Raw genomic sequence first — 19,915 nt, forward strand, 5'->3', positions numbered from 1 at the left:
ATGTCCCCAGCACCGCATCTGCGTTGTGACCAAAGCCCGGCCTGGGCCGCTCTGACTGAGCGTTATCAGGCGAGTGGCCAGCATTTCGATCTGCGCCAGGCCTTTGCGGCCGAGCCGGCGCGCTTCGAAACCTGGTCGCTGCAAGCACCCGAGGTGTTTGCCGATCTGTCCAAGAATCGCATCGACACGCCGACCTTGCAGCTGCTGCTGCAGCTGGCGCGCGATTGCGGCCTGGAAGCCCAACGCGATGCGCTGCTGGCTGGCGCGCCGGTCAATCTGACCGAAGGCCGCGCTGTGCTGCACACGGCCCTGCGCGCGCCCGCCGGCCAGGGCTTGCACAGCGATGAGGTGCAGGCCTCGCTGAGCCGCATGCTGGCTTTTGCCGAAGGCGTGCGTGACACGGCCACCAGCGGCATCCGCGATGTGGTGCACATCGGCATCGGCGGCAGTGACCTCGGCCCGGCCATGGTGGTGTGCGCCTTGCAGGCCTACACCCAGCCGGGGCTGAAGTTGCATTTCGTCTCCAATGTCGACGGCCATGATCTGGCGCCGCTGCTGCCCCAGCTGAATCCGGCGACCACGCTGTTCGTGATCGCCTCCAAGACCTTCACCACCCAAGAGACCCTGGCCAATGCCCTGGCGGCGCGGACCTGGTTCCTGGCCGCCGGTGGCACGGATGTGGCGCGCCACTTCGTCGCCACCAGCAGCAACACCGCGGCCGCTGCGGCTTTTGGCATCACCACGGCCTTCGGCTTCTGGGATTGGGTTGGCGGTCGCTATTCGCTGTGGTCGGTGATCGGCCTGCCGATCGCCATCGCCATCGGCGCAGAGAACTTCCGCGCCCTGCTGGCCGGCGCCCATGCCATGGACCGCCACTTCGCCGGGGCGCCGCTGGAGCGCAATCTGCCGGTGCTGCTCGGTGTGCTGGATCTTTGGTACCGTAACTTCCATGGCTTCAGCAGCCGCAGCGTGGCACCTTACCACCAGGGCCTGCGCCGTCTGCCGGCGTACTTGCAGCAGCTGGAGATGGAAAGCAATGGCAAGGGCGTGGACCTGCAGGGTCAGGCCTTGCCCTACGACACCAGCCCGGTGGTCTGGGGCGAGGCGGGCACCAACGGCCAGCATGCCTATTTCCAGATGCTGCACCAGGGCACGGATGTGATTCCGGTCGAGTTCATCGCCGTGAAGCGCCCGAACTTCGGTGCCCATGTGGCGGGCGATCTGGAGGCCTGCCTGCAAGACCAGCACCGCAAGCTGCTGGCCAATTGCCTGGCCCAGTCTCAGGCCCTGATGCAGGGCAAGAGCTTTGAAGAAGCCCTGGGCGAGAAGGCGCCGACCGCCTCGGCCGAGCTTGACCCGGCCACCGTGGCCCGCCACCGCAGCTTCCCCGGCAACCGGCCCAGCACCACCCTGGTATTGGATCGCCTGTCGCCGTCGTCGCTGGGCGCCTTGATCGCCCTCTACGAGCACCGGGTCTTCGTCAGCGGCGCGCTCTGGGGCATCAACAGCTTCGACCAATGGGGTGTGGAGCTGGGCAAGGCCTTGTGCAACAGCCTGCTGCCGCGCCTGAGCAGCGGCGATGCTGCCGGGCTGGATGGCTCGACCGCCGGCCTGCTGCAACACCTCTTGTCCGAGTGAACCTGTGAACATTGTTTTTGACTTCGGCGGTGTTGTGTTCCGCTGGCACCCGCCCAGCTTTCTGGCTCGCGTCTGGCCGCAACGGGTTGCGGACGAGGTTCAAGGCGCGGCCGTCGCGGCCGAGTTCTTCGAGAACTACGGCGGCGACTGGGGTGCGTTTGATCAGGGCTTGATCGATGCACCGACCGTGATCGAGCGCATTGCTGCGCGCACCGGCTGGCCGGCCGAGGAGGTGGCGCAGGTGGTGGCGGCCGTGCCCGATGAATTGCAGGCCCAGGCGGGCACCGTGGCCTTGATTGAAGCGCTGAAACAGGCGGGCCATCGCCTGTTCTTTTTGTCCAATATGCCCGAGCCCTATGCTGATCATCTGGAGCGCAGCCAGCCGCTGGCGCAGTGGTTCGAGCAAGGCGTGTTCTCGGGCCGGGTCAAGGTGTCCAAGCCGCGTGCGGAGATCTTTGATCTGGCTTGCCGCCAGTTTGGCGTGAACGCGCAAAGCTGTCTCTTCCTCGATGACCATCCGGCCAATATCGAGGCGGCCCAAGCCCTGGGGTGGCAGACCTTGCTGTTCCGCACGCCAGAGCAGGCGCGCGAGGAGCTGCAGGCGTGTGGCCTGTTCAGCCCCGTGGCTCAGTGAGGTAGCGAGTCGTCCTCGACCGGCGGGCTGGCAGCCACGCGGAATTCTTCATTGGCCCAGGCGCCCAAGTCGATCTGACGGCAGCGTTGGCTGCAAAAAGGCCGCCAGCTGTTGCTGGGGGCAAAAATCGAATCGCCACCGCATTGGGGGCAGCGCACGATGCGGGGCTTGGCTTGGGAATCCATGGTCGGGTCGGGTTCGGAAAGCAGTGCTCGGACGAGCATCAGGCGCAAAGCGTCAGCTCGAAGCTGGCGTCCTGGTGGGCGGGCTTGAGCCGGCCCTCTTCGTCCTGACGCATCAGGCGGATGGACACCATCAAGCGATGTCCGGTGATCTCGGGCACCAGGCCCAGGCTGGGGTCCAGGCGCATGCGCAGCAGCTGGTAGCTGCGGCCGGCGCCCAGGCTTTGCTGGAACTGGCCGGCCACGGCCGCCACCTTGTGCGCGGAGCCGCTGTCGCGCAGCAGACCCAGCAGCACCTGCAAGGCCTCGGCCAGCGGCATCAGGCTTTGGGTCCACTGCATCAGGTCATTGCGACGGCGTGCCGGCAAGAACTGCTGCCAGGTGTAGTAGGCGGGAAGGTCGAATTCGCAGGTGCCGCCTGGAATGCTGATGCGGCTTCGGATGCTCATCAGCCACTCATTGCTGGTCAGCACATGGCCGGCCTTGCCGGAGAGCTTGTTGAGGCCGTCGAAGGCATGGTCGATGCGGGCGATGACTTCATCGAGCACGCTCTCCGCGATCGCCGGGTTGCCGCGGTAGCCGTTGAGCTGCGCCTTGTGGCGCTCCAGATCCTTGAGCAGGTCGGACTTGAGATCGGCCCGCGAGGCCACGTCCATGATCTCGAAAATGGTGACCAGGGCGAAATGGTGATCGAGCGGGGTTTCGCGCGCCATCAGCTGTCCGAGTCGATCGAACAGATGCTCCAGGCGCAGCATCGTGCGGATGCTCTCGTTGAATGGGTACTCGTATAGGACCAAGGCGGCCATCCCTGTCGGTCAGCGTTGCTCGCAAGCGGGGCGCGGCTGCGCTCCCAAGGCGGTGATTGTTTCACAGCCAATCGCCGCCCGACGCTTCAGTGCTTCAGGGCATGCGCTATTTTGTGGGTCGCCAGTGGCGAGCGAGGGTCAGGACTTGCCCCCGCAGCGCGTCCAGACTCAAGCCTTCGTTGTGAATGAGGGCGTCGGCGCAGGCGCGTCGTTGCGCGCGTGTGGCCTGGGCCTGCAGCACGGCTTGCACGGCCTCCCGGCTCAGCGCCGAGCGCTGCATGACGCGCTCGATCTGCAGGGCCTCGGGGCAGTCCACCACCAGCACCCGGTCAAGGCGTTGGCGCCAGCGGCCCGATTCGACCAGCAGGGGCACATCGAAGACGATCAAGTCGCTGTCGGCTGCGGCCTCCGCACGGGCCGTCTCGGCGCTGATCATGGGGTGGAGGATGGCCTCCAGGCGCTGCCTCGCTGCCGGATCGCTGAACACCAGGGCGCGCATGGCGCTTCGCACCAGACCTTCTTCGGTGCTGACCATGGCTGGTCCGAATTCGGCCGCCAATGCCGGCAGGGCAGGGCCGCCTGGGGCCGTCAGCTGGCGCGAGATCGCGTCGGTGTCGATCAGGCTGGCACCAGCTTCGAGCCAGAATCCGGCGACCGTGCTCTTGCCACTGCCGATGCCACCGGTCAGGCCGATGCGCATAGCCCGGTTGCGCTTCAAACCCAGCCCAGCCAGCCCATCACACGTTCGGGCCCAGCAAACAACACGACGAAACCGCCGCCGGCCAGAAAAGGGCCGAAGGGCACATAGCGGCCCTCGCGCAGGGCCGAGTTCATCTTCATGGCGATGCCGACCAGGGCGCCGATCAGGGACGCACCCAGCACGATGGGCAGAATCATCTGCCAGCCCAGCCAGGCACCCAGCGCGGCCAGCAGCTTGAAGTCACCATAGCCCATGCCCTCCTTGCCGGTGGCCAGCTTGAACAGCCAGTAGACCGACCAGAGCGAGAGGTAGCCGGCCAGTGCGCCGATCAAGGCGGCATCCAGGGGCAAGGTGTAGCCCAGCAGCGCTGAGCTCAGGCCCGCCCAGAGCAGGGGCTGGTTGATCGAGTCGGGCAGCAAGGTGGTGTCCCAGTCAATCGCGGCCAGGGTCAGCAGGGCAGCACCAAAACCGCACCAGAGCAGGGTCTCGGGCCGTGCGCCAAAGCGCCAGGACAGGGCCGCGAACAGCAGGCCGGTGGCCAGTTCGATCAGAGGGTAACGCTTGGAGATGGTCGCCTTGCAGGACGCACATTTGCCGCCCAGCCGCAGCCAGCCCAGCAGGGGCAGGTTTTCATGCCAGGCCAGTTGGTGGCCGCAATGCGGGCAGCGCGAGCGTGGTGTGGCGATGCCCAGGTGGGGCAGCTTGTCCATCTGCTGCGCCAGGGCCGTAGCAGCACTGGCCAGGCCGGCCGCTTCGGGCTGGCGCCAGGCGGCGGCCTTTTGCAGCTCGGCCGCATCGCTGAGCTGGGCTGCCGAATCGGCCAGCCACTGGCGCTCCATCATCAGGGGCAGGCGGTGGATCACCACATTGAGGAAGCTGCCGATGCACAGGCCCAGCAGGCCCAGCATCAGGGGGCTGAGCAGCCAGGCGTAGTCATCCGGATTCATGAACATGCTTCAGACCACCTGACCGAGCTTGAAGATGGGCAGGTACATGGCGACCACGATGCCGCCGATGATGGTGCCCAGGAAGACGATGATGAAGGGCTCCATCAGGCTGGACAGGGCATTGACGGCCTCGTCCACCTCGTCCTCGAAGAACTCGGCGGCCTTGCCCAGCATGTGGTCCAGCGAGCCCGACTCTTCGCCGATCGAGGCCATCTGGATGACCATGGTCGGGAAGATGCCGGTGGTCTGCATCGAGGTGGTCAGAGCCGTACCGGTCGAGACATCGCGCTGGATCTTCTCGGTCGCTTCGGCGAACACGGCGTTGCCGGCGGCACCACCGACCGAGTCCAGTGCTTCCACCAGGGGCACGCCGGCGGCGAACATGGTGGACAGGGTGCGGGTCCAGCGCGCCACGGCCGACTTGTAAAGCAGGTCGCCGAAGATGGGGATCTTGAGCAGCAGCCGGTCCATGGTGTGTTGCATCTTGACCGAGCGTTTCCAGCTCTGGAAGAAGAAGTAGAGGCCGCCGCCGATGCTGCCGAAGATCAGGTACCAGTAGGAGACGAAGAACTCCGACATGGCGATCACAGCCAAGGTCGGCCCGGGCAGGTCGGCGCCGAAGCTCTTGAACACGTCCTTGAAGGCGGGCACGACGAAGATCATGATCACCGCCACCACCACGAAGGCGACCACAAAGACCGCGATCGGGTAGGTCAGGGCCGACTTGATCTTGTTCTTCAACGCGACCGTCTTCTCCTGGTAGATGGCCAGGCGGTCGAGCAGCGACTCCAGGATACCGGCTGCTTCACCGGCCTCGACCAGATTGCAGTACAGCGCGTCGAAGTAAAGCGGTTGCTTGCGCAAGGCATTGGACAGGCTGGTGCCGGTTTCGACGTCTTGTTTGATGTCGTTGAGCAGGCGGGTCAGGCGCGGGTTGGTGCTTCCGCGGCCGACGATCTCGAAGGACTGCAGCAAGGGAACGCCGGCCCGCATCATGGTGGCCAGCTGGCGGGTGAAGACGGCGATGTCTTTTTGCTTGATGGCCTTGCCGCCACTCATGCGGCGCTTCTTGACCTTGTTGACCAGAATGCCTTGGCGGCGCAGGGTGGCGCTCACCATGGCCTCGCCTCCGGCGCGCAATTCACCACGCACGATCTTGCCGTTGCGGTCCTTGCCTTCCCATTCGAACACGAACTCACTCGCGCTCTTGGCTGCCGCACTAGTCGCCATACCACCTCCTGGCCTCAGGCCCTTGTTTCCGCCTTGGCGCGAAAAGTCTATTCATTGGTTGCCGCCAGCACTTCTTCGAGCGTGGTCACGCCGGCCCGCACCTTGACCAGGCCGAACTGACGCAGATCGCGCACACCCTCGGACTGGGCTTGGACGGCGATGTCCATGGCCGAACCTTCGGCCAGGATGATGCGCTGGATGGCCTCTGTGATGGGCATCACCTGGTAGAGGCCGACCCGGCCGCGGTAGCCGCTGTTGCAGCTGTTGCAGCCGACCGCCCGGTACTGTTTCCAGCTGCCGTCCAGCTCTTCTTCCTTGAAGCCGGCGCGCAGCAGTGCATCGCGCGGGTACTCGGCCGGTGCCTTGCAGTTCTCGCACAGGCGACGCACCAAGCGTTGAGCCGTGATCAGCAGAACGCTGGACGCGATATTGAAAGGCGCCACGCCCATGTTCAAGAGCCGGGTCAAGGTCTTGGGCGCGTCATTGGTGTGCAAGGTGGACATCACCATATGGCCGGTCTGGGCGGCCTTGATGGCGATGTCGGCCGTCTCCAGATCGCGGATTTCGCCGACCATGATGATGTCTGGATCCTGGCGCAAGAAGGACTTCAGCGCGGCCGAGAAGCTCAGGCCAGCCTTGTCATTGACATTGACTTGGTTGATGCCGGGCAGGTTGATTTCGGCCGGATCTTCGACCGTTGAGATGTTGACGCCGGGCTGGTTGAGGATGTTCAGGCAGGTGTAGAGCGACACGGTCTTGCCGGAGCCGGTGGGCCCGGTGACCAACACCATGCCGTAAGGTCGGCTGATGCAGGCCAGCAGCCGCTCTTTTTCGATCTTCTCGTAACCCAGGGCATCGATGCCCAGTTTGGCCGAGGAGGGGTCGAGAATACGGATCACGATCTTCTCGCCGAACAGGGTCGGCAAGGTGCTGATCCGGAAGTCGATGGCTTTGGCGCCGAACTTGAGCTTCATGCGGCCGTCTTGCGGCACGCGGCGTTCGGCGATGTCCAGGCGCGACAGCACCTTGATGCGCGAAGCCAGCTTGTCCTTGATGGCGATCGGCGGCTGGGTGATCTCGCGCAGCTCGCCGTCAACCCGGAAGCGCACACGGTAATGGAATTCGTAAGGCTCGAAGTGCAGGTCGGAGGCGCGCAGATTGATGGCGTCCACCAGCATCTTCTGCAGGAAGCGCACCACGGGCGCATCCTCGACATCGGCCAGTTCGGCCGCGGTTTCCTGCGGAGCCGCGTCTTCCTCGGCGATGTCGAAATCGAAGTCACCCCCGGTGATGGTTTCCAGTGCCTCGCTGGCACTGCTGCTGGTGCCGGCCAGCAACTTCGCCAGCTTGTCATGTTCGACGATCACCCATTCCGGCGTCAGCTGGGTGGCGAACTTGATCCGCTCCACCACGTCCTGATCGGTCGGATCGGCGCCGCCGATGAACAGCCGGCTGCCGCGCCGCCCCAGCACCACCACCTGGTATTGCTGGGCCAGCTTGTTGTCGATGATGTTCTGCGGCATGCGCTGAACATCCATGGCATTCAGGTCCAGCAAAGGCACGGCCAGTGCTGTGGACAGGGTGTGGGCCAGGTCGGCCGAGCTGACCAGCCCGGCGGCGATCACCGAATTGACGAAACTGGTTTTCTTCTCGCGCGCCTGGCGCATCAGGTCTTCGGCCGCTTTGGCCTGCAGCTTTCCAGCGTGCACAAGCATGCGCGCCACGCCAGAAAGGGCGGACTGAGGCGGCTCGGCCAGGGTGGGTTCCACGGTGTAGTTCAGACTCGCAGGGCTAATGGACAAGAGGGGCAGATGGCGCCGGCAGAGCCAGCGGCTTGCGTCGCGGCAAGCCAGTCAGGACTGTAAACCGAGCGAGGCCGGAGTTTGCCCCGTGGGACCGGTCCAAGTGCACGATTTGACCCCGGGTTAGCCCGCGTGGATGCCCGAAAAAGCAGGTCAATTGCTCGCTTGCCCTGGGTCTCAAAGTGGACCTGTGACGCTGTCATGGTGCGCTGCCAAGGGCAGCCAAACACTGACCACACAACCCTGTCCTGGCGCACTGTCCAGACTCAACCGACCCTGCATCAGCTCGACGATTTCCTTGGCGATGCTCATGCCCAGGCCGCTGCCCAGCTGGGTGCCCGACTTGTCGGCGCGGTAGAAGCGGTCGGTCACTTGCGTCAGCTCCTCAGGGCTCATGCCGATACCCTGGTCCTGCACCTGCAGCAGCGCGCCGGCGTCCTGCTTGCGCAGCCGAAGTTGCACAGGTCCGCCCATTGGTGAGTATTTGTAAGCATTGGAAAGAATGTTCCTCAGCACCTGTTGTAGCTTGCCGGGATCAACGTGAACCAACCAGTCACCGGGTTCGCTGTCCAGCGTAGCCCGCTCCCGTCCATCGGGCACCGCATAGTCGGCCAGAGTCTGCTCCACCAGAGGATGCAGTGGCACCGTGCTGAATTCGAAATCGCGGCCGCGGCGTGCTTCGATGCGTGCCAGGTCCAGCAGTTCGTTGAGGATGGCCATCATGGTCTGGCACTGCCGGTAGATGCGGGCGAGCAGCTCCTTCTGCCGCTCGATTGGCATGTCCCGCATCACCAGCAGCTCGGTGAAGCCGTAGATGCTGACCATGGGCGTGCGCAGCTCGTGGGCGGCGGTGCTCAGGAATTCGCTCTTCATGCGGTCCACTTCGAATTGGTGAGTGACATCGCGGACCTGCAACATGGACGAGACCTCAAGGCCGTCACCGGGCTGAAGGCTCAGGGTCAGCACCCGCGGGCTCGGTGTCGCCAAGCTCAGGGTCAGGGCCTTGCAGCGGAGAGCCTCTGCGTTGATGTCGATCCCATCTGCGCCTTGCTTGGCTTGCAACAGGCCCAGCAATCCCTCGAGACCCAGGCCGAGCAGCTCACTGTCGCTCAGGCCGCAGAGCTCGCCGAACGCTGGGCTCGCGTAGCTGAGGCGCTGCTGGGCGTCGAAGGAGACGAAGCCGTCCGGGCTCAGCGCGAAGATGGCCGCCAGTTGCTGGCTGCGTTCGCGCATCTGGGCTTGCACCCTCTTCAGTTCGTCAATGTCCTGCAAGGAGCCGGCCATGCGCCGGTGTTCGCCGCAGGCATCGCGGAAGACTTTGGCGCGTGAACGGAACCAGCGGTAAGCGCCGCTTTCGGTGCGAAGGCGGAACTCCACGTCGTAAGGTCTCAGGTCTTCCAGTGCTGCGGCCAGGGCCTGCATGGTGCGCTCCCGATCGTCGGGATGCAGGCGCTGGTCGAAGGCCAGCAGTCCAGGCTCAATGGCCCCGGGTTCGTAGCCAAGCAGGCGGTAGTACTGCGGCGACCACCACTGGGCTTCACCATGGGTGTCGAGATGGTCCCAGAGCCCGTCGGATCCACCCTCCAGCGCCAGAGCAAAGCGCTCGTTGCGATCAGCCAGCTCGGCCTTTGCCTGTCGCAGGTCCAGAGTCATGGCCTCGGCAATGCTGAGCGCACGGCTGCGCCCGATACCCAGCAGCCAGACCACGACCGCAGCCAGCAAGCTCATGATCACACCGCCCACGCCTGCCCAGAAGGGCTTACCTTCGACCACCAACTGTTCGAACAGCGCCGTGCTCTGAATGCGCAGCAGCAGGGTCTGGCCACCGACCGGCAGTTCCAGTTGCTTGAGGAACATGGCCTGGGCAGACGCTGTCGCGGTGTTGGCCTCGCCCACTTGGAAGACCGCCCGGAGCTCGCCCGCTCCGGGTTGATTGAGCAACTGAAAGTCCAGCAAGCCTTGGGTGGTGGCACCAATGCCAGCCAGCAGTTCCTCCACCACGATGGGTGTGTAGAGCAAGCCCTCGGTGGCCGCCAGGCGCTCGGCCTCGCTGTTCAGCACGGCGCCTGAGTGGTGCAGCGGCAGCAGGTAGAGAAAGCCATTGCGCCGCGCCGCATCCTGAACCAGCTCGATGCGGCCCGACAAGGTGGGCAGGCCCGTCCGGTAAGCACGCTCCACCGCTTGTCGCCGTACCGTCTCCGAGCCCAGGTCAAAGCCCAGTGCTGCTTGGTTGTTGCTCAGCGGCTCGATGAACTTGATGACAAACAGATCGTCAGCAGCTCCCCCACCATGAATCTTGAAGTCCGGCGCTGCATCGGCTTGCTCGCGCAAGATGAAGTTCTCCAGCTCGCTGCGCTCGACGCGCTGGATGTAGCCGAAGCCGCGTATGCCCGGGAACTCCAGCGGCAAGTTGTAAGCACCTACAAAGCGGGCGAACTCCTGGCGGCGCAGGTTCAGGCCGGCGGCGTAATGGGCCGCGAGGCCGCGCAGGCCATAGGTCGGCAACTCGAAGCGTCGACGCACATCCTGCTCCAACAGCTCGACCAGATGGTCGAAACGGGCCTGGGCCAGGCCGCGCGTGCTGTGGATTTGGTACTGCACCGCCGCGCCGCTGATCAGCAGGCCGAGGCCCAGGGTGAGCAAGGTGGCCCAGAGCGGCGGCCAGACGCGCTCGCCCAAACGCGCACCGAGGCTGAGGTGCGCCTGGCGCAAGCCGCGCCAGGTCAGCAGGGCGACCACCGGCACGGTGTAGGTCAGCAGCTCGGCCCAGATCTGGCTGGCCCAGCTATAGCCTTGCCCCAGGGGCGCCAGCATCAGGTGATGCAAGGTGGCCATCAGCAGTAGCAGGCCCGTGATCTCCAGTGCGACCCGGCTGGCCAGGCGCGAGCGGGCACGCCATTTCATGCGATCGGCGCGGGTGATGCCGGCTCCGGCTGCAGACTGGGCAGGCGCACCATGGCCGTTGTGCCCTCACCGGGCTGGCTGAGCAGGCCCAGGCTGCCGCCATGCAGCTCAACGATCTCCTTGACGATGCTCATGCCCAGGCCGGTGCCCAGGATGGTCCCGGATTTGTCCGCGCGGTAGAAGCGCTCGGTGACATGGGACAGCTGTTCGGCGCTCATACCGATGCCATGGTCTTGCACCGACAGCGCGACCTGTGGTGGGCGTCCATCGATGCCCGCCTCCTGGGCCAGCTCCACGCGCACAAGGCCGCCTCCGGGCGAGTATTTGTAGGCATTGGAGAGCAGATTGCGCAGGACCTGTTGCAGCTTCTGGCGGTCCGCGTGGACGCGGCAGGGCAGGGCGGGCAGACTCAGTTCGGGCAGCTCCCGCGCTTCGGGTGGGCTGAAGTCCTGCACCACCTCCGAGACCAGGGCACTGAAGTCCAGCACTTCAAGCTCGAAGTCCTGGCCGCGCCGCGCTTCGATGCGCGCCAGATCCAGCAGCTCGTTGAGGATGGCGATCATGGACTGGCACTGCCGGTGGATGCGGCCGAGCATTTCCTTTTGGCGCTCGGGCGGCTGTTCGCGCATCAGCAGCAGCTCGGTGAAACCGAAAATGCTGGCCATGGGCGTGCGTAACTCATGGGCCGCGGTCGAGAGGAATTCGCTCTTCATCTGCTCGACTTCGACCTGGTGGGTCACATCGCTGAGGTGCAGCAACTGGGCGGCGGCGCCGCCGGCGCTGGTCACGCCCTCATGCAGGGCGAGCTCGAGCACGCGCCGGGTCGGGCGCTCGAGCTCGATGCGCAGCTTGCCCTGGCGCAGCTCCTGAATGCTGACGGCGCGCGCGTCGGCACCGCGCAGGCTGAGCAGGCAGCCGAGCAAGGCCTCCTCGTGCAGGCCCAGGGCCTGCTCGGGGGCCAGCGCGGCCAGGCGGCTGAAGGCCGGGCTGACATAACGCGTGATGTGCTGGGCGTCAAAGGACACAAAGCCATCGGGGCTGAGTGCGAAGATGGCCGCAAGCTGCTCGCCACGCTCGCGCAGGCGCTGGATCAGTTCCTGCACCAGTTGCAGCAATGCGGCGCTTTCCTCGCTGCTGCCAGCCACGGTGGACTGCGGCGTTCTCAGCTGCGGCGCGGCAAAATCCTGCAGCAGTTGGCGCATGGTCTGCATGGCTTGGGCGCGGGCTTGCAGCTCTTCCTGCAGTCGGTCGTCGAGTGCCTGCTGCTGGCTGATGTCGCGGAAGGCATAGACCCAACCGCTGCCGCCGGCGATCTCGGTGCGGCTCAAGTCCAGCACATGGGCGCCCTGAGCACTTGGATTGAGCCGAAGCCTGGCCTTCCAGCTGCCCTGCTGAGGCAGCGCCTGGCTGTCCGCCAGGTCCACCAGGTCCGGCAGCACGGCCTGGATGCGCTGGCCCAGCAAGCTATCGGCCGGGCATTCGAGCAGGCTGCCAAGCACGGGATTGGCCAGCAAGATTCGCCCCTCGGCGTCGGTGGTGGCAATGCCGTCGCCAATGGCGCCCAGGGTGACGGCTGCGCGTTCGCGCTCCAACTGCAGCGAGCTGGCAGCTTGGTTGAGTACTTCGAAGGTCTGACGGAACTCGAGCGGTGCATCCTCGGTCTGCATGGGACTGAGCGCGCCGCCCGAAACCTTCAACTGTTCACCAAAGGTGCGGATCTGACCGAGGTTGCCGAGCCAGCGGTTGAGCGGCCACCAGACCATGGCCAGGCCGGCCAAAAGGCTGAGGCCGCCGAGGCCGACGGCCACCATGGACTGCTGCCAGAAGGTGTTGGCGATATGGGCGGTGTTGAAGCGCAGGCGCAGCACGCCGTAGTCCTTGCCGCCAGCGACGATGGACAGATTCAGCTCCGGCAGTTGTTCGCTGACCGCCTCGCTCAGCCAGCTGGGCACGCGCAGCTCGGGGTCCTCGCGCGCGCTGCGTTCGATTCGGCCACCCTTGAGATCGATGAACAGGGCGGCGCTGATGTCCGAGTGCTTGGAGGTCCGGGTGAGCGCCCGCTCGATGGTGTCGTAGTCGCCGATCACCGCCGACTCGGCGACCGCCGGGCCAAGCAGGCTGATCAAGGTGTCGGCCGAATCCTGGGCGTTGCTGATGCTGCTGCTGAAGCTGCGGGACGCATACCAGCCGAGCGCCCCGCCCATGAACAGCAGAAGGGACAGCAGATAGAGCAGAAACACCCGCCCGATCAGGCTGGAGGGCAACAGTCGCCCCAGCAGATGCTTCAGCCTAGGCATCGCGGTTTCCGCGCTTCATCGCACTTGCGCCGGCGCACTTTGGTAGAAGCGTCGGTAGGGCGCATATTCGCTGCCGTCCGAGGCGATGAAGTAGGCCTCCTCGGTCAGACCGATGTGCTTGGACACCTCCTGAAGAATCGCCTGCCCTTTGGGGTCCTTGTGCATGCCGGCAAAGGCGCGTGCGACTGCCTGTACATCCTTCTCTGGAACTTTGGCTGACGCCATCAGCGCCAGATCATGCAAGGGCTCGGAGCTCCAGAGCACGCGGTACTTTTTCCCTTCACGTCGGCCATAGTTCTCCGCCAACTGCGAATTGACGCCGGCTGCTGCGACCTTGCCGCTGAACAGCTGGGCCAAGGCCCCATCGGTGTTGCCGGCGAACACCACCTTGGCGTCGATCTTGCGGTTGATCAGCTGGGCATAGGGCACTTTGTAGGAGACAAAGGCTTCCGGCCCGGGGTAGACCACATCCTTGCCGGCCAGCTGGGCCAGCTCGGTCACGGGCGAGTCGGCCGGTACGATCAGCTGACCCTGGATGGCCGGAGTGAGGCGCCGACCGATCACCTTCCAGCCCAGCTTTTCGCGCTCCGGGCTGAACAAGTGGTTGCTGAACACGAACTCCACTTCCTGGGCCAGCACATAGGCCGTGGTGTCGGCCGAGGTGCGGCCGATCTTCAACACCAAGCGCACGCCGGCTTTCTCCGAGACATAGGCCATGATGGGATTCCAGTAGTCCGCCGTCAGCGCAATGCTGGCCTGGTTGACTGGAGAGAATCGATAGCTGGGCTCGTCGGCAGCGAGCGCGCTGGTGCCGCTCAAGCCCAAGCCAAGCAGGCTCAGGCAGGACAGCAGGCGGCGGCGCAGGCTCTGGAATGCGTTGGCGCTCATGGCGGGGCTCCCGTTTGAATGTGCTCGTGGTTCAGAAGAAATCGATGTTGGACCCGCCGCCAGCGTCGCCGGAGCCCGTGCTGGACTGAGCCCGCTCCTGGCGCTTGCCAGAAGCCGCCGCAGCCTTCTGTTGCGCTTTGTTCAGCAGCTCGTTGACGGCGGCGTCGTCGCCCAGGCGGAAGGTACTCAGCACTTCGGCCAGCGTTGCCGCCTGCTGCTGCAGCTCATCGGCGATCTGGCTCGAGCGCTCCGCCACATGGACGTTCTGGCGCGTCACCTCGTCCAACTCTTTGACGGAGGCCGTCACCACCTCAATGCCTTGCGCATGTTCGGCGTTGTCGGCGGTCAGGCTTTCGAACACCGTGCCCACGCTTTTCACCGAGCTGACCAGCTCTTCCATGGTGCTGCCTGCGGCACTTGCCAACTGGGTGCCGCGCTCGACGGTTTCCATGGACGCTGTGATCAGGTTCTTGATTTCTCGCGCGGCTTCGGCCGAGCGCCCGGCCAGGCGCCGCACCTCGCTGGCCACGACCGCAAAACCCCGACCTTGCTCGCCCGCACGGGCCGCTTCGACCGCGGCGTTCAGGGCCAGGATATTGGTCTGGAAGGCGATCGCGTCGATGGTACCGATGATGTCGGTGATGCGGCGCGAGGACTTGTCGATCTCCTCCATGGTGTTGACCATCTGCGTCACCACTGCACCTCCGCGCACGGCCAGCGCCGAGGAGGCATGGCTCAGCTCCCGTGCTTCCTTGGAGGCCCGTGCGCTCTCCTGCACGATCACCGTGATCTGCTCCAGGCACATGGCGGCGTCCTTGAGGCCATTGGCCGTGCGGTCGGTGCGTGCCATCAGCTCGCCGCTGCTGTCGCCGACTTCTTGGGCCACGCCGTGCACACTGACGGTCGCGTCGCGCACCTGGCGCAAGGCGGCCGCCATACGGCCCTGCACATGCTTGAGGCGCTGGCCGACTGCGGAGTCGGTGCGCACCACATCGAGGTTGAGACGGATCGGGCCGTCTCGGCCCATGGCGTTGACCAGGAATTCGAGCTCGAAACGTTCGCTAGCGCGGCGGTGCATTTCCATGGCTGCGTGCATCAGAAAGCCGCTCAGAACCAGGATGAAGCTGACGTCAGCGAAGTCCGCCAGGCGGGTGTCGCTTTCGTGCACGAACAAGGGCATGGTGGCACTGCTGACGGCCTCAAAGCCAAAGTGATGCGCGATCAGCAAGGCGCCGGTGTAGGCAATCAGCTTCCAGTCGCCGTAAGGCAACATCAGACACAGGGTGACATAGACATTGGCGTGAATGGTGGTGTCGCCGCGGCTGATCTGCAACTGCGTGGCCACCAAGGCCACCAGCAGCGTGGCCAGCAGGCGCCGGCAGATGGGCCGGCCGCTCCAGAAATAGACCGCGACGCCAGCGCCTAGTGAGCAAGCCAGGCCCAGCATCAAGGCGGTGCCGAGTTGACCGTAGCCATAGCCCAAACCGATGGCCAGCAGAGCGTTCGCCGCGATGACGGTCAACAGCAAGCGATCCTGGGCCCGGTTGCCTTGTTGCAGAGCTGGGTGAGCATTCATGCGAACCTGATCCTTTGACTGGCGAATACCGCGGCCTCCCGGTCAGAGGGTGCCATTGCTCTTCATCGGCCCGTCCATGCGCCAACTTGAGGCTTTCGGCGGACCTTCTTTCGCCGCTGGGTGTCCCGCAAAAAACTGCCGTTTTCAGCCGGCAGTGCGCGTGCGGCTTGAGGCATCATGGCAGGCATTGCTGGCCACGTCTCGGGGTGAATATGGCGAAAAAGATCTTGATTGTTGAAGACCAGGAAGAAATTCGCGAATTGATCCGCGTGACCCTTGAGTTTGACGACTACGAGATACACGAAGCGGCCAATGGCTCGGAAGGTTTGGCCCAGGCTCAACTCTTACGACCGGATCTGATACTGCTCGATGTGATGATGCCGGGCGGCCTCAACGGCCTGGAGGTCTGTCAGAAGGTCAAGGCCGATGCCGGACTGAAGCGCACCAAGGTCGTTTTGCTGACTGCCCGGGGCCAGGAGGCCGACAAGCAGGCCGGCGCCAAGGCCGGCGCGGACGAGTATCTGATCAAGCCCTTCAGCCCGCTGGAGCTGATGAAGGTCATCAGCAAAGTCATTCGCTGAAGGACCGCTTCATGGGAGCAGGCCCGCCAAGGCCTGCAAGGTGAGCGGCATATCGCTCAAACCGACGATGTGCTCGGCGGCCCCAAGTTCGGCGGCCGCCTTGGGCATGCCGTAAACCACGCAGCTGGCCTCGTCTTGCGCCAAGGTGCTGGCGCCGGCCCGCCGCATGTCCAGCAAGCCGCGAGCGCCGTCTTCGCCCATGCCAGTGAAGATCGCGCCAATGGCATTGCGCCCGGCGGCCTGAGCGACCGACTTGAACAACACATCGACCGAGGGCTTGTGGTGACTCACCAGGGGCCCGTCGCGCACCTCGACCACATACTGCGCGCCGCTGCGGCGCAGCTGCATATGGCGGCCGCCAGGCGCCACCAGCACGCGGCCGTTGATGACTCGGTCGCCGTCCTTGGCTTCCAGCACCTCCAGTGCACAGGTGCTGTCCAGGCGCGCGGCAAAGGAATGGGTGAATTTCTCCGGCATGTGCTGCACCAGCACGATGCCGGGCATGGTGCGCGGCAGCTGGCGCAGCACGGCCTCGATGGTTTGGACACCGCCGGTGGAGCTGCCGAAGGCGATCACATGGTCGGTGGTTTGGGCCATGGCCGCGGGGTTGAGCGGCGCTTCAATGCCGGCGGTTCGCACGCTCGGGCGGACCGCGCTCATTGCCATCTGGCTGGGCAGGACCCGCACATTGGCCCGTGCTGCCGCGCGCACGGCCTGGACCAGGCCATTGCCGGGGTCCTCGAGAAAATCACGCAGACCTAGCTTGGGTTTGGTGACAAAACCGACGGCACCTGCGGCGAGTGCCTCCATGGTGGTCTCGCAACCGGCCTCGGTCAGGGTCGAGCACATCACCACCGGGGTCGGGTGCTCGCTCATCACCCGCTTGAGAAAGCTGATGCCATCCATGCGCGGCATTTCGACGTCGAGCACGATCACATCGGGCCAGGCGGCTTCAAGCTTGGGCCAGGCGAACAAGGGGTCGCTGGCGGTGATGCTGACCTCGATGCCGGCGGCCTGCAGCAAGGCGCTGAGGTGCTTGCGCACGACGGCGGAATCATCAATGACTGCGACGCGCAGCGGGGTGGTGCTCGCCGCCTGGGACGGGGCTGGCGCGGGAGCAAAAAATGGCGTGGGGCGCGACATGGTGCTTTGAGCTTCAGCGGCGCGGCGGCGGCATCAAGGTGGTTTGGCCGCGCTTGACGTCCACCTGCCCCGTGCTCAGATTGAGGCTGACGGTACGCGGAATGCTGTCGCCGACGTCCACGTCCTGGAGCTGGAAGCCCAGGCGATCGATCAGGGCCCAGCCCTGCTCTATATTGCGCTGACCGACATTGAATTTGACGTTAGCGGCGTCCGGCATGGTGTCGGCGCCGCCGTAGAGGTGGGCCAAGTAGTCAGTGGGCTGGGTCCCGCTGCGCTTGATGCCGGCGAGCAGCAGCTCCACGGCTTCATCGCCGTAGCGGCCATCCAGGGGCGCAATGCCGCGGCTGCTGCGGCTGGGCAGGAGGAAGTGGCACATGCCGCCGCAGTGCTGCTGCGGATGCCACAAGGTGATGGCGACACAAGAGCCGAGCAAGGTGCGCAAGGTGGCGTTGCGGCCGAAATGCCACTGGCCCGGCATCAGGTTGATCAAGGCATGGGCGCCGGCCGGCAGGCCGCTGCCGGCCGATTTCTGGGTGTCGGAACCGGGGGGCCTGTCCTTATGCATGTTGGTAGATGGCGGGCGCCACCGCTTTCAAGGGCAGGTTCAAATTGGCCAGCGATTCGGCGTGGCCTGGGTAGAGCACGCCGTCCGGCTTGAGCCGTTCAATCACCCGGCTGACGATGGCCTGCTTGGCCGGCAGGTCGAAGTAGATCAACACATTGCGCAGGAAAATCACATCAAACTGCGGCAGGGCCGGCAAGGGCTGCATCAGGTTCGCGCACTGGAACTGCACGCGCGCGCGCAGCTCGCGGCTGATCAGCATCTGCCCTTCGTAGGGGCCTTCGCCGCGCAGGCAAAAGCGGCGCAAGTAGTCGGGCGCCATCATGCGGGCCCGCTCCATGGGGTAGAGGCCACGGCTGGCGCTGTCGACCATGGCCGTGGACAGATCGGTGCCTTTGATGGACCAAGGCCGTCCCCCGTTCAGCCCCAGCTTGTCGGCCAGCACCATGGCGATGCTGTAGGCCTCTTCTCCGGAGGAAGAGGCTCCGCTCCAGACCAGAAATTCCTTTCCCGTCGGGTGGGCAGCGGCGCGTCGGGCCAAGTCTTCGAAATGAGCCGGCTCACGAAAGAAATAGGTCTCGTTGGTGGTCAGCTTGTCCACCACCTGAACCAGCAGTTCTTCGGGTAGTTCGCCGCGCACAATTTTCTGCACGAACTGATTGAGGTCGGGTTCACCGCTGTCCACGGCCAGCTTTTGCAGCCGGCTTTGCACCAGAGCGCGCTTGTTGTCGGTCAGCCGTATGCCCGAGATGCGATGGAACAAATCGCTGATGGATTTGAAGGCGGCGTCGGTGAATTGGGCCATGGTGGTGGAAGCCTAGCCGCTCAGGCGCCCTGGCTTTCAGCGATCAGTTGGGACAGGGCGGCCGGGGACAGCACCTGGTCGATATTGAGCAGCACCGCATAGCCTGCCCCGACATTGATCATGCCGGCGATGAACTCGGCCGCGATGGCCACACCCAGGCTGGGGGCGGCCTCGATGCGGTGGCTGTCCACCTCCAGCACCTCGTAGACGGCGTCCACCAGCACGCCCGCGATCAGGCGGTCGAAGTCTTCATCGCCGCGCGCCTCGACGACGATGATGGCCGAGCGCCGGCCGATGCGCGTCGGGCCGAAGCCGAAGCGGGCACCGAGATCGATCACCGGCACCACGGCGCCGCGCAGATTCATGACCCCGCGTACAAAGTCAGGTGTCTGAGGGAGCGGTGTCATGCGGCCGACCTCGAGGATCTCGCGCACCGCGCTGATCGGCACGGTTAGGTTTTCGCGTCCGACGGCCATGCGCAACATCTGCAGGGGCGGGCCGGCCTGTTCGGCTTCGGCGATGGCGCCGCGCAGCAGGTCAGCTGGCGCTCCCGGGGGGGCTTTCTGAACGGGGTTCATGCGTGCGTCCTCATGCGTTCAAAAGCGCTTGAAGTGGGATTCATCGATGTCTTCACTCGCGCTGCCCACGCCGGCCTTGCCCGCGCTGCGCCGGGCCAGTTGTTGCGCTTGGCTTTGCTTGGCCTTGAACTCGGCCACCTTGCGTTGCACATCGCTGAGCGGCGCGCTGCTCGGGGCGTGTGGCGCTGGCGCCATGGGACGCCGGGCTGGAAGCGTTGCGGCCTTGTGGGCGGCACTGCCGTGCATGGCTGGGGCCGCCGTGGCCACGGGCGCCGGCGTCTCGCCGCCGAGCTGGAAGAAGGCCATCTGCTCTTGCAGTTGTGCGGCCTGTGCCGACAACTGCTCGGCCGTGGCCGAGAGCTGCTCCGAGGCCGAGGCCGTCTGCTGAGTGATGTTGGAGAGATGGTTCATGGCGCCGGTGATCTGCACGACGCCTTGCGCTTGCTCGCCCGAGGCCGCGGAGATTTCCTGGACCAGCTCAGATGTTTTCTGGATCGAGGGCAACATATTGTTCAGCAGGCCGCCGGCTTTCTCGGCCAGCTTGACGCTGGAGGCGGCCAGATTGCCGATCTCCTGCGCCGCGACCTGGCTGCGTTCCGCAAGCTTGCGTACTTCGGCTGCCACCACGGCAAAGCCCTTGCC

Annotated in this window: 18 protein-coding genes; 3 read left to right on the forward strand and 15 right to left on the reverse strand. The window is 65.1% G+C overall.

Going from position 1 to position 19,915, the window contains the following annotated elements:
• Together pgi and LNV23_RS18715 are read left to right on the forward strand one after the other, a co-directional pair.
• On the forward strand, window positions 1-1,638 hold the full coding sequence (gene pgi, locus LNV23_RS18710; protein WP_263564363.1) for a glucose-6-phosphate isomerase: 1,638 nt from the start codon (window positions 1-3) through the stop codon (window positions 1,636-1,638).
• 4 nt (window positions 1,639-1,642) lie between these two features.
• Window positions 1,643-2,272 carry an HAD family hydrolase gene (locus tag LNV23_RS18715; RefSeq protein WP_263564364.1) on the forward strand — a complete coding sequence of 210 codons (630 nt, stop codon included), beginning with the start codon at window positions 1,643-1,645 and terminating at the stop codon, window positions 2,270-2,272.
• Here LNV23_RS18715 and LNV23_RS18720 read toward each other — a convergent pair.
• The 10 genes from LNV23_RS18720 to LNV23_RS18765 all read right to left on the reverse strand — a co-directional run bounded on the left by LNV23_RS18720 (window position 2,266) and on the right by LNV23_RS18765 (window position 15,604).
• Complete coding sequence (locus tag LNV23_RS18720) at window positions 2,266-2,457, reverse strand: DNA gyrase inhibitor YacG (RefSeq protein WP_263518931.1); 192 nt, start codon at window positions 2,455-2,457, stop codon at window positions 2,266-2,268. The genes LNV23_RS18715 and LNV23_RS18720 overlap by 7 nt on opposite strands.
• Window positions 2,458-2,495: 38 nt before the next feature.
• Complete coding sequence (zapD, locus tag LNV23_RS18725; protein WP_263564385.1) at window positions 2,496-3,251, reverse strand: cell division protein ZapD; 756 nt, start codon at window positions 3,249-3,251, stop codon at window positions 2,496-2,498.
• 115 nt (window positions 3,252-3,366) lie between these two features.
• On the reverse strand, window positions 3,367-3,960 hold the full coding sequence (coaE, locus tag LNV23_RS18730) for a dephospho-CoA kinase (protein WP_263564365.1): 594 nt from the start codon (window positions 3,958-3,960) through the stop codon (window positions 3,367-3,369).
• 14 nt (window positions 3,961-3,974) lie between these two features.
• Window positions 3,975-4,907, reverse strand: coding sequence for a prepilin peptidase (locus LNV23_RS18735; protein WP_263564366.1), 933 nt, complete (start codon window positions 4,905-4,907; stop codon window positions 3,975-3,977).
• Window positions 4,908-4,916: 9 nt separating this feature from the next.
• Window positions 4,917-6,137, reverse strand: a complete 1,221-nt coding sequence (locus tag LNV23_RS18740; protein WP_263564367.1) for a type II secretion system F family protein — start codon at window positions 6,135-6,137, stop codon at window positions 4,917-4,919.
• Between the two features lie 47 nt (window positions 6,138-6,184).
• Window positions 6,185-7,852 carry a type IV-A pilus assembly ATPase PilB gene (gene pilB, locus LNV23_RS18745; RefSeq protein ID WP_263564386.1) on the reverse strand — a complete coding sequence of 556 codons (1,668 nt, stop codon included), beginning with the start codon at window positions 7,850-7,852 and terminating at the stop codon, window positions 6,185-6,187.
• A 264-nt stretch (window positions 7,853-8,116) separates the two neighbouring features.
• Window positions 8,117-10,843: a CHASE domain-containing protein gene (locus LNV23_RS18750; protein ID WP_263564368.1), complete on the reverse strand. Its 2,727-nt coding sequence runs from the start codon at window positions 10,841-10,843 to the stop codon at window positions 8,117-8,119.
• Complete coding sequence (locus LNV23_RS18755) at window positions 10,840-13,140, reverse strand: sensor histidine kinase (protein ID WP_263564369.1); 2,301 nt, start codon at window positions 13,138-13,140, stop codon at window positions 10,840-10,842. Before LNV23_RS18755 ends, LNV23_RS18750 begins: the two co-directional genes overlap by 4 nt.
• A 15-nt stretch (window positions 13,141-13,155) precedes the next feature.
• Window positions 13,156-14,028, reverse strand: a complete 873-nt coding sequence (locus LNV23_RS18760) for a phosphate/phosphite/phosphonate ABC transporter substrate-binding protein (protein WP_263564370.1) — start codon at window positions 14,026-14,028, stop codon at window positions 13,156-13,158.
• 31 nt (window positions 14,029-14,059) lie between these two features.
• Window positions 14,060-15,604, reverse strand: coding sequence for a methyl-accepting chemotaxis protein (locus LNV23_RS18765; RefSeq protein WP_263564371.1), 1,545 nt, complete (start codon window positions 15,602-15,604; stop codon window positions 14,060-14,062).
• An 86-nt stretch (window positions 15,605-15,690) separates the two neighbouring features.
• Between LNV23_RS18765 and LNV23_RS18770 the strand changes: the two genes are divergently transcribed.
• Window positions 15,691-16,185 carry a response regulator transcription factor gene (locus tag LNV23_RS18770; RefSeq protein ID WP_318023255.1) on the forward strand — a complete coding sequence of 165 codons (495 nt, stop codon included), beginning with the start codon at window positions 15,691-15,693 and terminating at the stop codon, window positions 16,183-16,185.
• Window positions 16,186-16,194: 9 nt separating this feature from the next.
• On the opposite strand, the gene LNV23_RS18775 is transcribed toward LNV23_RS18770, so the two are convergent.
• The 5 genes from LNV23_RS18775 to LNV23_RS18795 form a co-directional block, all read right to left on the reverse strand.
• Window positions 16,195-17,328, reverse strand: a complete 1,134-nt coding sequence (locus LNV23_RS18775; protein ID WP_263564372.1) for a protein-glutamate methylesterase/protein-glutamine glutaminase — start codon at window positions 17,326-17,328, stop codon at window positions 16,195-16,197.
• 13 nt (window positions 17,329-17,341) lie between these two features.
• Window positions 17,342-17,893: a chemotaxis protein CheD gene (locus tag LNV23_RS18780; RefSeq protein WP_263564373.1), complete on the reverse strand. Its 552-nt coding sequence runs from the start codon at window positions 17,891-17,893 to the stop codon at window positions 17,342-17,344.
• Window positions 17,886-18,695, reverse strand: coding sequence for a CheR family methyltransferase (locus LNV23_RS18785; RefSeq protein ID WP_263564374.1), 810 nt, complete (start codon window positions 18,693-18,695; stop codon window positions 17,886-17,888). Before LNV23_RS18785 ends, LNV23_RS18780 begins: the two co-directional genes overlap by 8 nt.
• 20 nt (window positions 18,696-18,715) lie before the next feature.
• A complete protein-coding gene (locus LNV23_RS18790; RefSeq protein WP_263564375.1) occupies window positions 18,716-19,273 on the reverse strand; it encodes a chemotaxis protein CheW in 558 nt (185 codons plus the stop codon).
• A gap of 18 nt (window positions 19,274-19,291) precedes the next feature.
• Window positions 19,292-19,915, reverse strand: a 624-nt coding sequence (locus LNV23_RS18795) for a methyl-accepting chemotaxis protein (protein ID WP_263564376.1), incomplete at its 5' end; no start/stop codon positions are given.

This window comes from Kinneretia sp. DJ1R-11 (genome assembly GCF_025717595.1).
Taxonomy (GTDB): domain Bacteria; phylum Pseudomonadota; class Gammaproteobacteria; order Burkholderiales; family Burkholderiaceae_C; genus Paucibacter_A.